This window comes from bacterium 336/3, assembly GCA_001281695.1.
Taxonomy (GTDB): Bacteria; Bacteroidota; Bacteroidia; order Cytophagales; family Thermonemataceae; genus Raineya.
Genome location: LJIE01000001.1, coordinates 3,949,965 through 3,963,460, shown reverse-complemented (window position 1 = coordinate 3,963,460; position 13,496 = coordinate 3,949,965). Strand labels below are relative to the sequence as shown.

The window sequence follows — 13,496 nt, the reverse complement described above, 5'->3', positions numbered from 1 at the left end:
CATAAATTAATCAACAGTAACCACTTTCTTTTTGAAAACATAACGTAAAGAAAGCTGGTGAATCCAACCCAAAGCATTGTTATTGCTCAAAGCATAATCAAAACTTAAATTTTTAGGTTGAAAACCTATTCCAAAAGACGAATTGAAAGGTTTTGTAGAAATACCTGTTCTTACAAAGAAATTCTGATGAATTTGGTAATTGATACCAGCTCTTACAGTTGCATCATAATCTATATCTTTTTCAGTTTCCAAACTTAAAAAGAGCTTTTTATAAGGTTTATAACTCACACCAGCTTTCAAAATGACAGGTATTCTGTCTTCTCCTTCAGCAGCTTTGAGTTTTGATTGTGTAAAATTATATCCATAAATCCCTACTGCCCATTTTTCAGAAAGTTTTGCCAAACCACCCAATTCTACAAGTAAAGTGCTTCTTGTACTTTGAGTAAGCCCTATTTGGTCGTTTACAGCAACTTGATAATAATTGACTTTTGCCCCAACGCTTACCAAACTAACTTGATGACTATAACCCAAACCTACTTGTGTTTCGTTGTAATATTTATCTCCAAACCTATTGATAGTCAAGCCACCAACACCACCAAACGAAAAGGGATTGATTACACCGAAATGGTAAGAATTGAGAGCTTTTACATTAAAACGATTCTCAAAAGCCATCATAGCATTGAGTGAGAGGTCTTTGGTAGCTGATAATGCTCCAATGTTATTAAAAACAGCCCATTCATCAGCAAGTGCTGTACTAATTCCTGACATACCACCACTCACACTTCCACTTGTACCCGAAAGGGTTTTATTTTGTGAAAAAGCACAAAGAGAAATAAAAAATAACAAATAAGCAAAGTAGAATTTTTGCATAATATCCTCATATTTAGCCTAAAAATAGGACTTTAACTCCTACAAAACAAAAAAACAATGTTAATTTTATATGTTGTTTTGTGAATAGTTATTTTTTTGTTGTTCTAAAATGCTTTGGAAGGCTTTTAATTTTTCAAGATTTTTGAGAGCAGGAGAGTCCTCAAAACGGCTATTGAGATCTATTACCTCAATCAGTAATTGTGGATGACTTTCTAAAAATGTGAATAACTCTTGAATGTTTTCCAAGCTTATTCCGCCACTTATCCACAATGGAACATTCAAATTGTAGTTTTTTAAAATATTCCAGTCAAAAGAAACGCCATTTCCACCTCTTTCCTGACCTTTGGTATCAAAAAGGAAGGCATTTACATAAGTAGAATAAGACTCTAAAATGGAGAAATCAAAATCTTCAGAAACTCCAAATGCTTTTATGATATTTAGAGAAGTTTTTGAAGCCAATTCTTCACAAAAATCCATAGTTTCTTCTCCGTGCAACTGAATTGTGGATAACCCATATTTCTTTGTTTTTTCAAGGATATTATACACATTTTCATTGACAAATACACCTACTTTGTGGATAGATATAGGCAGAGAAGGTATACTGAAATTTTCACCTACAAAACGTTTGGAAGCTGGATAGAAAATAAAGCCCATATAATTGGGCTTTAAATGGGAAATCAATTCGATGTTGTGAGTATCTCGCATCCCACAAATTTTCCAAGAAATATTCATTGTTTAATTGCTCTTTTCTGTGGGTAAAGTAAAAGTAAAAATAGACCCTTTATTGAGTTCGCTGATTACGGAAATTGTTCCTCCACTTTTTTCTACAAAATCTTTAGAAAGCATAAGCCCCAAACCTGTTCCTTTTTCGCCTAATGTACCAGGAGTAACATGTTTGTTATCCCAACGGAAAATAGATTTAAGCATTTGTGGGTCAATACCAACACCTGTATCAGAAACAGAAATTTCTACATAACCATTTTTAGTCTTGGCTGTTACTTTTACTTCACCACCATTAGGAGTAAATTTCATGGCATTGGAAACTAAATTTCTAATTACCATATCTGTATAATTGGGATCTGCATATACAGTAAGATTTTTAGATGCAATATATTTCAATGTAATATTTTTGGATTGAGCATATACTTTAAACAATTGTAGCTGTTTTTCTACAAGATCTTTTAAGTCAAAATGTTGTGATTGGAAACCAACTTCTTGCATTTGTATTTTTGCCCATGTGAGTAAATTATTGATAAACTCAAAAAGGTTATCAATGGATTGGTTCAAATCTTCAGCTGTTTGTTGAATTTCCTCTTTGGTTATTTTATCTGTAAAACGATATAATAGACCCGTAAGAGCTTTGAGTGAATTGAGAGGGCTTTTTAAATCATGAACAATAATTGAAAAGAACTTGTCTTTCATCAAATTACTATCTTTTAACTCATGTTGCGACTTTACAAGCTCACCATTGGTTCGGGCTAAATTTTCTGCATTTAATTTTAGTTGAGATTCGTTTGCTTTGATTTGGTCGTAAGCAAGTTGTAAATCCTGATTTTTCTTATTTACTTCTTCAATATAGCTCTTGATAGTATTGGCAGCAGGTCTGAAAATAATAATAGCTTCTAATAATAGCACCAATAATGTAAAAATAGTAAGCCAAAATTCTACTCTACCCCAATAAGCAAGCTCATCAGCAGCTTTTTGGTCGTAAGAAAAGCTCAAATCAAGCATTTTATTGGAAAAATCGCTGGCTGCTTCTGTAAGTTTTGGTTGAATACCTCTGATACTGGTAAAAAATAAAAGGCTATCTTTGGGTAAAACTTCGTTTTTTAGGCTTAATATGTCTTTGACTTGCGTAACCATTGGATTATAGTACAAATCTGTATTTTTGAAGTCAGCTAAAATATCTGGGGTATTAAAACGGGCATTCAAACCATAATCATCATCACCTTGCTTTAAACCTTTATAGGCTTTATCTAAAAGTTCCCACTTGAATTCCATTTGTTCTATCAGAGTAGCTGCTGAATCTTTGGTAGGGGCATTGCAAGCAAGCATAGAAAGTAAAGCTATTTCTTGACTATAGGTGGCACAAGCTCCATTAAAATTGATCATCCTACCTATATGAGAACGTCTATCAGAAGGATTTTCAGGGTCAGTTACAAGATATTCACTTACAAAAAAATAGCTGAGAATGGTCATTAATGCAATAATACTTAACGCAATCGAATAGGTAAGTGTTAATCTTTTATAAGGATTGTATGCCATTATGCACAGTTGTTTAAGTTCTTAAATTTAAAGTTTTTTTATATCTCTTTTTTTTGCGTTATTGACAAACTGAAAAATACATATTATTTCAAATTTAACACAAAATTATACAAAAAAAGAAACTTTTTAATTTTTTATGGGTTTAATAGTAAAACTATTAGTAGCATGAATAGCCACCACATAGACCAAATAGTACGGAAACTTGCATTAGGTATCGAACACAATTTCAACGAGTTTGATATCAAAGAATCTTATTCAGATAAACGAGATTATACAATTGATGAAATATATCATTTTGTGGATGACTTGGGTGATACAGCAAGAAAGATTAATTTGAATATTCTTAAAAACAACATGCCTCTGCAAGATTTTGATTTGTTTGTAGAGCAAGCAGAATTTCCCATGTTGGTTTTTTTGAAAAAAGATGAGCAAAAGGCAGAGCCCTTACTTCTTAAAAAAGATAAAAAAGGTAGGACAGTTGTTTATAACTTTCATACACAATCAGAAAAAGAGTATTATGATTCTCGCTTGGATGTGAATAGTTTGGTGGTTTATCAGAATAACCCTCATCAAGAGTTAAATGGGCAAATTATTATCGTTACATGCTTTCCAATGGAATATTTGGAGGATGACTATTATAATAAAGGTAAAATACCAACACCTGCTCAAAGAGTATTCAGATTACTGCGTTCAGAACGAAAAGATATAGCTTATATCTATATTTATTCCATAGTAATTGGACTTTTATCACTTTCGTTACCTCTTGGTATTCAGGCTATTATTACGCTTATTTCAGCAGGTTCTGTTGTAAGTTCTACGGTAGTTTTGATGGTACTTATTATAGTTGGGGTAATGATTACAGGAGGTTTACAAATTATGCAGATGACAGTTGTGGAAATTTTACAACAACGTGTTTTTGCAAAGACAGCCTTTGAGTTTATTTATAGGTTGCCACGTATGAAGCCCGAAAAATTGAGCAAATATTATCCTCCTGAGTTAATGAACCGATTTTTTGATATTTTAACAATCCAAAAAGGTTTACCAAAACTCTTGATTGATATCTTGGGGGCAATTATCCAAATTCTTGCGGGTTTGTTATTACTTGCCTTTTATCATCCATCTTTCATGGCATTTTCAATCATAACGATTGGTTCATTGATAGCAACTTTTTACTTTGCTGGAGCGAAAGGTTTAGAAGCAAGTATGATGGAGTCAAAATATAAATATAAAATTGCTCATTGGCTTGAGGAAGTAGCAAGAACGGTGAATTCGTTTAGACTAGCAAGTAATTCTAATTTGCCTTTACAAAAAATGGATAATTATGTAAATAATTATCTTTATTACAGAAAAAAACACTTTAAAGTACTTATTGGGCATTATTTAAGCATTACCATATTTAAAATTGCTGTTACAGCTGGTTTATTGATAGTCGGTACTTTTTTGGTAGTAGATGGACAAATCACGTTGGGGCAGTTTGTAGCCTCTGAAGTCGTGATTATCTTGGTAGTGGGTTCAGTAGAAAAATTGGTTGTGAGTATGGATATTATTTATGATTTGATGACTTCTGCAGAGAAAATAGGAAATGTTACAGATGTACCCTTAAACAAAGAACATGGTATTAAAGTAGATTTGACAAAAGTACATGGGGGCTTATCATTACATCTTAAAGATTTATCTGTACATTATGGGGATAAATATATGCTTAAGAACATTAATTTGGATATTTCTTCTAATGAAAGAGTCTGTATTTCTGGAGGGGATGGAGCAGGAAAAAATTCCTTGATTAAAATGATTTTAGGTAGTTTTGATGAATTTGATGGAGTAGCAACCATAGCAAATTGTTCTTTAAGAGACATTAATATTTATAGTTATCAGGCTGTAACAGAAGATAATTTCTCTGAAGATGAGATTTTTGCAGGAACAATTCTCGATAATATTTCAATGGGTAAAGGTAAAGTAACCTATAGCGATATTGTTTGGGCTTTAGAGAATGTAGGCTTATTGGAGCAAATAAATGCTTTGCCTGATGGTTTACATACTGAAATGACTGCAGGAGGGAAAGAACTCTCATCAGTACAAAGACGTAAGCTGGTTTTAGCAAGATGTATAGCTTCTAAACCTAAAATGCTTATTATCAATGACTTTTTGAAGGACTTTTCTATAAATGAGAAAAATAAAATTATTAACTTCTTAATGAACCCTGAGAATGAATGGACACTTATTTTAATATCTAATGATATTACCATTTTAGCCAATTGTCCACGCATAGTTTTAATGCAAAATCGAACAATTGCTAAAATAGGAGATTATAATGAAATGCTTACCAATGAAGATTTTAGAGAATTGATTTCACAGCAAAATGTAGTATTAGACATTTTACGTAATGTAGCTCCCAAACGTACAGAAAGATAATAACCTTGATAAATAAAAATATAATATATGTTGAAAATATCGAATGAACATATCAATGCCCAAGAAGTAGAAAAAAAGGTTTATTCTTTAAGGCTTTTGCAAACACCTCGTTCAGCAAGAATTCTAACATATTGGATAACAGGAATTATGGTGTTTGGCTTTTTCTGTTTATTTTTGCCTTGGCAACAAAACGTTAGAGGAAATGGAAGAATAACGGCTTTTGCACCACAAGACCGTCCCCAAGATGTTACAGCCGTTATTGCTGGACAAATAAAAGAATGGCATGTTCAAGAAGGACAATTTGTAGCTCAAAACGATACAATTCTTATTTTGTCAGAAGTTAAGACAGATTATTTTGACCCAGAACAACTCAAAAGAATAGAAGAACAGGTTCTTGCAAAAGGAGAAAGTATAGAAGCGACCATGAGAAATATTAATGCTATTGATAATCGTTTAGCAGCTTTGCAAGAAGGGCAAATATTTGGTTTAGAGAAATCAAGGGCGAAAATAGCACAAAATCGTAATAAACTCTCTGCTGATAGTATGGATTTTCAAAATGCTAAATTGCAATATGAGCTAGAAAAAACACAATTTGATAACTCTAAAAAACAACATGAAGCAGGTTTAATTTCGTTGAATGAGTTTTTGAAAAGACAAGGTACATTCCAAGACAAATTTGCCAAATACAATTCTTCCGAAAATAAATATTTAGGAGCAAAACAAGAGCTTTATCAAAGTTTGGCTGACTATAATTCTACAAGAGCCGATTATATGGATAAAATAGCCAAAGCTGAATCGGAAAAAAGTTATTATCAGTCTTATTTGGCTACTTCCAAAGGAGAACTCTCCGAAAAACAAAACAAATTCTCAAATATTCAAATCCGTAATAATCAGTATTTTATATTAGCTCCGCAAGCTGGTTATGTGATAAAAGCCTTAAAAGCTGGTATTGGAGAAACTGTAAAAGAAGGGGATGCTGTGGTTACCATTCAACCTGCTCAACCCAAAAAGGCAATTGAATTGTATGTAAAAGCAATGGATTTGCCACTGATTTCAAAAGGTACAAAAGTTCGTTTGGAATTTGATGGTTTCCCCGCATTACAATTTTCTGGTTGGCCTGCTGTAAATATTGGTACATTTGGAGGCGAGGTAATCGTCATTGATTATGTCAATACCAAAGATAACAAATATAGGGTACTGATAGCTCCAGACGAAAAAGAAAAACCTTGGCCTACTCAACTGCGTATAGGTACAGGAACTTATGGTTGGTTTATGCTCAGAGATGTTCCCATTTGGTATGAAATCTGGCGACAACTCAATGGTTTCCCTCCTAGTTTAGATGAAGAGCCTCGTATCAAAGATGAGAAGCTTCCTCCTAATCTAAAAGAACAAAAGAAAGATAAAAAATAATATTTTAATATCTTAGGGCAAATGTATATTTGCCCTATTCATTGTTATATTCTTTGAAGGCTTAGATGGTAATTTTATGCATTTTATATATTTTTTATTTATTTTTTTAGTTTCATTTACTACCCTTGCTCAAATTGATACTGCTGGCAAGAAGGTATTTAGCATTAAAGATTTGTACGCTCAAATGCTAAAAAATCATCCAATGGTAAAGGCAACTGATTATTTGCCTCGTATAGCTCAGGAAGAAATCAGAATTTCTAGGGGGAATTTTGACCCAAAAATAGAAGTAGATTATGCACAAAAAACTTTAAAAGATAAGTTTTATTATAGTTATTGGGACAGTCGTCTAAAAGCTCCCATTTGGATAGGAGAACTCAAAGCTGGATATGAACTCAATGAAGGTTCCTTACTTGGTGAAGATGAAAAATCGCCACAACAAGGACTTATGTATGCTGGTATTAGTATTCCTTTAGGTCAAAATTTACTCATAGATGCCAGAAGAGCAACACTCAGACAAGCTCAGGTAGCTCAAAAAATAGCTGGAGCTGAAAGAATAAAAATATTAAATAAATTGTTTTATTCAGCGAGTAAAGATTATTGGGAATGGTTTTTTGCCTACAATGAACTTGCATTTATTCAAAGAGGTTATCAATTGGCAGAAGACCGATTCAAATTTGTAAAACAACGCATTTCTTTTGGAGAATCACCAGGGATAGATTCTGTAGAGGCTAAAATTACTTTTCAAGAACGTACAATACAACTCAGGCAAGCTGAAATTGACTTCAAAAATGCAACTTTGGTGTTATCTAATCATTTATGGCTTGAAGATCAACCTGTTGAACTTCCAACTAATGCAATTCCTCAAAATTTAGATATCACGGAAAACTTGACAGAAGCTCGTTTGAACCAACTGCTTGCATTTGCTCAAGAAAATCATCCTGAACTCCAAAAAATACGATTCAAAATCACACAATTAGAAATTGAAAGAAAGTTTCAGCAAGATAGACTAAAACCAAGAATCAACTTAAATTATAATTTGCTTGCAGGGTATAATCCTAATAAGCTTGAAGTAAGTGGAGAGTATTTTTCTAACAATTATAAAATAGGTTTTGATGTAAGTTTTCCTGTACTTTTACGAAAAGAAAGAGGAAAATTATTCCAAACACGTTTTAAATTAGATCAAAATAGACTTGATCAAAATCAGACAGCAAGAGAAATTATCACAGAAATCAAAGCTACTTACAACGAAACACTTCTTTTACAGCAAAATATAGTTCGTCAGCAAGATATTGTAAGTAATCAAGAATTATTAAGAAGTGCTGAATATCAGCGTTTTACTAACGGAGAAAGTTCAGTATTCTTAATCAATACTAGAGAGAGTAAACTCATTGAATTACAGATAAAATTGGTGTCTTTACAAAGTAAATATGAGAAATCAAAAGTGATGCTTCGTTGGGCTGCTGGAGAAAGATTTTGGGAATAATTTGATGTAAGCAAGATTATTGGTTACATTGCACAAAATGCTACGAAAACATTTTATAGTTTTGCGTTTGCAAAAATAAAAAATATATAGCATATTTGTTTTCTTGAAAATAACATGACAGACTCTAAGCCCGCAGACGATATGATTGACCTTGTAATGCTTGTAGATGATAATGATACTGACAATTTTATCAGTAAACGTATCATTGAAATTACAAAATTCGCTAAACGAGTAGAAATTAAAAATTCAGGTAAAAGTGCTTTACAATATCTACAAGATAATCAGGGTAATGTAGAAAATCTACCTGATTTGATATTTCTGGATATCAATATGCCAATCGTGGATGGATTCGTATTCTTATTTGAATTTGAAATGTTTCCTGATGAACTTAAAAATAAGTGCAAGGTTGTCATCCTTTCCAGTTCAGATAATAAACGAGATATTGAGAAAATAGTTGATAATGAATATGTAATCAAGTTTATTACTAAACCATTGACAGACAATGCTTTGAATGAAGTAAAAAATTTACTCTCAGCATTAAATCAACAAAGCTAAAAAGACAATTAAAAATAAAAAGCCTGATTAATCAGGCTTTTTTTATGATAACAAAGGTTGCTTTATAGCTTAAATGTAATAGGTCGTGTAACTTCAACTCTTACAGGCGAACCTCCTTGTTTTCCTGCACTCCATTTAGGAGCACTCTTAATAAGTCTAATAGCTTCTTCATCACATCCACTTCCTAAACCTTTGCTTACTTGTACATTACTCAAAGAACCATCAGCTTCTACAATGAATGTAACATGTACCCTACCTTCAATTTTTTTTGCTTTGGCATCTTCAGGGTATTTAAGGTTAGCACTAATATAATCATAGAATGCTTTTAAACCACCAACGGGCTCGGGCATTTGTTCAGCAGACTTCAATACATCTTGGGAATATGCAGATGAAAAAAGAAAAAAAGAAAAAAACAGTAAAAATATTGACTTTGCCATTTTGAAAGAATAGTTTTGTTCTGTCAGAAATATAGCAAAATTCTTTCCAAATTTTTTAGTTTAGGAAAAAATAAAATTGCTCTTTTTGAGTTACCGAGTATTTGTCAAAATTTCAAAAAAATAATATGGCAAAATTTATATTTGTGGTACAAGGAGAGGGCAGAGGACATCTTACTCAAGCTATTTCCTTACGAACTATCCTGCATGATGCAGGACATGAGTTAGTGGCAGTTTTGGTAGGCAAAAGCCACCGAAAAATTCCAACTTTTTTTGAAGAGCAAATCAAAGCTCCTATTCATTACTTCGAAAGTCCCAACTTTGTAAAAGATAAAGATAATCGTAAAATTCTTATTGGAGCAACTATCAAATATAATACGTTGAAAATAAGAACTTTTATTAAAAGCTTGAAAGAACTCAATACTTGGTATAAACAATATCAGCCTGATGTAATCATTAATTTTTATGATTTTTTAGGAGGTTTCTATAATATTTTTTATAGAAATCGAATTCCAATGGCTGTGGTAGGGCATCAGTATTTTTTAGAACATTCGCAGTTTGAGTACCCAAAAGGACATCAAATAGATAAATTTTTACTTGCTCAAAATACCAAAATAACAGCTTGGGGAGCAAAAACGAAGTTAGCTCTTTCATTTGCTCCATATCTCCAAAATGAGGGTAAAATAAAAGTTGTTCCACCTCTTTTACGCAAAGAAGTACTCAAGTTAGAGCCTGAAAAACAAGATTTTATACTAGCTTATGTCAATAATGACGGTTATGGAGAAGATATCATGGATTGGCATAAAAAGAATCCTGAAACTAAAATAGAATGTTTTTGGGATAGAAAAGATGCACCAGCAGAAGAAAAATTTGATGATACGCTTATATTCCATCAAATCAGTGACGTGAAATTTTTAGAGAAAATGCGTACTTGTAAAGCTTTTGTGAGTACAGCAGGTTTTGAATCTGTTTGTGAGGCAATGTGTCTAGAAAAGCCAACCATGATGATGCCTGTAGAAGGGCAATTTGAACAAATGTGTAATGCTTTGGATGGTGAAAGAGCAGGGGCAGGTATCGCAAGTAATGATTTCAATATTACAAAACTTCTCGATTACATAAAAAATCATCAACCCAAAGGAAATCCAAAAGAGTGGGTAATGAAGGCTCCAAGTATGTTTGTTGAGGAACTTGAAAAGCTTGTAAAAAAATAATTTACATTAAATGATTAGCATAAAAATTTTAGGCTAATCATTTTTATATACGAATAATCTTTTTCTCTGAAAGGATTGATGTAGTAAGTACTTCAGAATGAAAAGAAACATACTTTTCTACCTCCCAAACATATAGTACATGGTCACCAGTTTGCTGAAAACTGATTTTTTTCAGTAAAAGACAAGCGGATATATTTTTTAATATTTCATAGTCATTCCATAATTGTAATAAATCTTTTTTAGAAAGATAGGCTTGTTTATCATAGTTTTTTCCACTCTTTTTACCCAAAACATTAACTAAGGCATATTGTGAAGGATGTAATAATTGAAGAATGGCATACTCCGATTCTTGAACGTTTTCAAGAGTTTGTGTATGATGATAGACAGCCACCCCATACAGTTTAGGTTTCATGCTCAGAGCTGTAACATACGTACAGATATTCATGTTTAACATATTCTTATAGGTTGCCAAACTATAAACAGGCATATCAGGAATATTCCAAGGGCGTTTCATAAGCTATTTTTTACTTGAATATTTAAACAAAGAGTTTAAATAATAGTTTCGAAAAGAAAAACTAAGACAAGTATGAAAATATCTGAAAAATATACTTTATCAGAACAAGATATAGATAGAATCATTGAAATGGCATGGGAAGATAGAACACCTTTCGAAGCCATAGAATTACAGTTTGGTATCAAAGAAAAAGAAGTAATAGAACTGATGAGACAGGAAATGAAACTTTCATCTTGGAAAATGTGGCGAAAAAGAACGAATACACGAGGTACAAAACATATAGCCAAACGTAATGAGGAGGTAAATCGTTTTAAATGCTCTCGCCAAAAATCCATCTCATCAAACTATATTTCTAAAAGATAAATTTTTGTATTTGAAAAGTTTACACTAATTTTGCATTCATAAAACCCTCTAAAGTGCATAGTTATGTAATCGCTAATACCATTCAATCTTAATAAACCTATATAAAAGTATAGGCTGCCATGGTATTATCTAAAAATTACAACTATGTCTATTTCAACTAAGTACGGTCGTACTTATCACTATCCATTTTCACTAGGGACAACTTCAGATGACCGTTTTAATTATCAATATTGGCAAGATTTACAAAAAATAAACTCAGTCGTACATACTGAAAAATTAGATGGAGAAAATAACTGTCTGAGTAAATATGGTGTATTTGCTCGTTCACATGTGGCTCCAACCACATCAGCATGGACTACCCAACTTAGACAACAATGGTCTTCACTCAAAAACGATTTGGGAGATTTGGAAATCTTTGGAGAAAATCTGTATGCAATTCATTCTATTGAATATCAAAAACTTGAGTCTTATTTTTATGTTTTTGCTGTTCGGTTATATAATGTGTGGCTTTCTTGGGAAGAAACTAAGTTTTATGCAAATTGCTTTGATTTTCCAACTGTACCTGAAATAAAAATTATAGAAAAGCCTCGTGATGAGGAAATTTATACTCAAGATATTCTTCAAATAGTAGAGCAACCAAGCATTTTTGAATCTTATGATATACATACTCAAAAGCCTTGTAGTATGGAGGGAATTGTTACAAGAAATATAGAGGAATATGAAGTTTCTGATTTTGAGCATAATGTATTTAAGTATGTGCGTAAAAATCATGTAAAAACAGATGAGCATTGGACTCGTAATTGGAAAAGAGCGAGTTTGGTATGGGAAAAATAAATTAAAATAACTATGTGGAAATTATCAGAAAATAAAGAATGGCAATACCTGACTGAGAGATTCAATTGGGTAGAAGATATGCATGGTGTGCCTCAAGATCCACACCATCACGCTGAAGGAAATGTAGCAATTCATACACAAATGGTAATTGCAGAGCTTTTAAAAACAGAATTTTATCAGAATACAGATAAACAAACACAAGAAATTCTCTGGACATCTGCTTTGATGCATGATATAGAAAAACGTTCAACCACAGTTATAGAAGCAGATGGGCGAATAGGTTCACCTAATCATGCTAAAAAAGGAGAAATGACAACCAGACAAATCTTGTATAAAGACATTCAAACACCATTTGATACTCGGGAGAAAATTGCCAAAATAGTTAGGTATCATGGTTTACCTTTATGGGTATTTCATAAACCGAACCCAATAAAGGCTATTATACAGGCAAGTTTGGAAGTAGAATTACCTTTACTGGCATGTATTGCAGAAGCTGATGTAAAAGGGCGAATTTGTGAAGACAAAGAAGATTTACTTTATAGAATAGAAATGTTTAGGGAATTAGCCAAAGAACAAGATTGTTGGGATAAAGCGAAAGCTTTTCCATCAAATTTGGCTAAATTTGAATATTTTCAAAAAGAAGATAGTTTTCCTGATTATCAACCATTTGATAATACGAATAATGAGGTGATTATGCTTTCTGGGCTACCAGGGGCTGGTAAAGACACATATATCAAAAATAATCTCAAAGATTGGAAAATAGTGAGTTTAGATGCTATTCGTAGAGAAATGAAAATTTCACCTACCGATTCTAGTGGTAATGGAAAAGTAATTCAGGTGGCCAAAGAGCGAGCTAAAGTATATTTGAGAGAGAAAACATCCTTCATTTGGAATGCTACCAATATTACAAAATCTTTGCGTATGCCTCTCATTGATCTTTTCGCTTCGTATGGTGCTAAAGTGAAAATTATTTATTTAGAAGTTCCTTATAATAAACTAATGAGCCAAAATGCAGATAGAGAGCATATTGTTCCAGAAAATGTAATGCATAAACTTATTCAGAAACTGGAAATTCCAACACTTTCAGAGGTTCATGAGTTAATTTATGAAGTAAAATAAAAATGGAGAGAAAATTTTCTCTCCAT

At 32.4% G+C, this 13,496-nt stretch carries 12 protein-coding genes and 1 pseudogene; 8 read left to right on the top strand and 5 right to left on the bottom strand.

The annotated features are described in order from the left end of the window. Positions 1–6: 6 nt before the first annotated feature. From AD998_18555 to AD998_18545, 3 genes and pseudogenes are all read right to left on the bottom strand, one after another. On the bottom strand, positions 7–870 hold the full coding sequence (locus AD998_18555; protein KOY87869.1) for a hypothetical protein: 864 nt from the start codon (positions 868–870) through the stop codon (positions 7–9). 66 nt (positions 871–936) lie between these two features. Then, positions 937–1,602 carry a hypothetical protein gene (locus tag AD998_18550; protein ID KOY87868.1) on the bottom strand — a complete coding sequence of 222 codons (666 nt, stop codon included), beginning with the start codon at positions 1,600–1,602 and terminating at the stop codon, positions 937–939. A 3-nt stretch (positions 1,603–1,605) separates the two neighbouring features. Then, positions 1,606–2,370 (bottom strand): annotated as a pseudogene (locus tag AD998_18545) (hypothetical protein). A gap of 930 nt (positions 2,371–3,300) precedes the next feature. On the opposite strand from AD998_18545, the gene AD998_18540 reads away from it, so the two are divergent. The 4 genes from AD998_18540 (at position 3,301) to AD998_18525 (ending at position 8,995) form a co-directional block, all read left to right on the top strand. Beyond that, complete coding sequence (locus AD998_18540; GenBank protein ID KOY87867.1) at positions 3,301–5,547, top strand: hypothetical protein; 2,247 nt, start codon at positions 3,301–3,303, stop codon at positions 5,545–5,547. Between the two features lie 27 nt (positions 5,548–5,574). Further along, entirely contained in the window at positions 5,575–6,957 is a 1,383-nt protein-coding gene (locus AD998_18535) for a biotin attachment protein (protein KOY87866.1), read from the top strand. 76 nt (positions 6,958–7,033) lie between these two features. After that, the gene (locus AD998_18530; GenBank protein ID KOY87865.1) at positions 7,034–8,440 is read left to right on the top strand and encodes a hypothetical protein; all 1,407 of its coding nucleotides are present in this window, start codon (positions 7,034–7,036) and stop codon (positions 8,438–8,440) included. 156 nt (positions 8,441–8,596) lie between these two features. Then, complete coding sequence (locus AD998_18525; protein ID KOY88280.1) at positions 8,597–8,995, top strand: chemotaxis protein CheY; 399 nt, start codon at positions 8,597–8,599, stop codon at positions 8,993–8,995. A 62-nt stretch (positions 8,996–9,057) separates the two neighbouring features. On the opposite strand, the gene AD998_18520 is transcribed toward AD998_18525, so the two are convergent. Continuing rightward, positions 9,058–9,432, bottom strand: a complete 375-nt coding sequence (locus AD998_18520) for a hypothetical protein (GenBank protein KOY87864.1) — start codon at positions 9,430–9,432, stop codon at positions 9,058–9,060. A gap of 125 nt (positions 9,433–9,557) precedes the next feature. Here AD998_18520 and AD998_18515 point away from each other — a divergent pair, with 125 nt between their 5' ends. Beyond that, on the top strand, positions 9,558–10,640 hold the full coding sequence (locus AD998_18515; protein ID KOY87863.1) for a hypothetical protein: 1,083 nt from the start codon (positions 9,558–9,560) through the stop codon (positions 10,638–10,640). Between the two features lie 43 nt (positions 10,641–10,683). Here the strand turns inward: AD998_18515 and AD998_18510 are convergent, their stop codons facing one another. After that, positions 10,684–11,154, bottom strand: a complete 471-nt coding sequence (locus AD998_18510) for a hypothetical protein (GenBank protein ID KOY87862.1) — start codon at positions 11,152–11,154, stop codon at positions 10,684–10,686. Between the two features lie 72 nt (positions 11,155–11,226). On the opposite strand from AD998_18510, the gene AD998_18505 reads away from it, so the two are divergent. The 3 genes from AD998_18505 to AD998_18495 all read left to right on the top strand — a co-directional run bounded on the left by AD998_18505 (position 11,227) and on the right by AD998_18495 (position 13,470). After that, complete coding sequence (locus AD998_18505) at positions 11,227–11,517, top strand: RNA methyltransferase (protein ID KOY87861.1); 291 nt, start codon at positions 11,227–11,229, stop codon at positions 11,515–11,517. Between the two features lie 144 nt (positions 11,518–11,661). After that, a complete protein-coding gene (locus AD998_18500; GenBank protein ID KOY87860.1) occupies positions 11,662–12,351 on the top strand; it encodes a 2'-5' RNA ligase in 690 nt (229 codons plus the stop codon). 12 nt (positions 12,352–12,363) lie between these two features. Continuing rightward, positions 12,364–13,470, top strand: a complete 1,107-nt coding sequence (locus AD998_18495) for a poly(A) polymerase (GenBank protein ID KOY87859.1) — start codon at positions 12,364–12,366, stop codon at positions 13,468–13,470. The last annotated feature ends 26 nt before the right edge of the window (positions 13,471–13,496 follow it).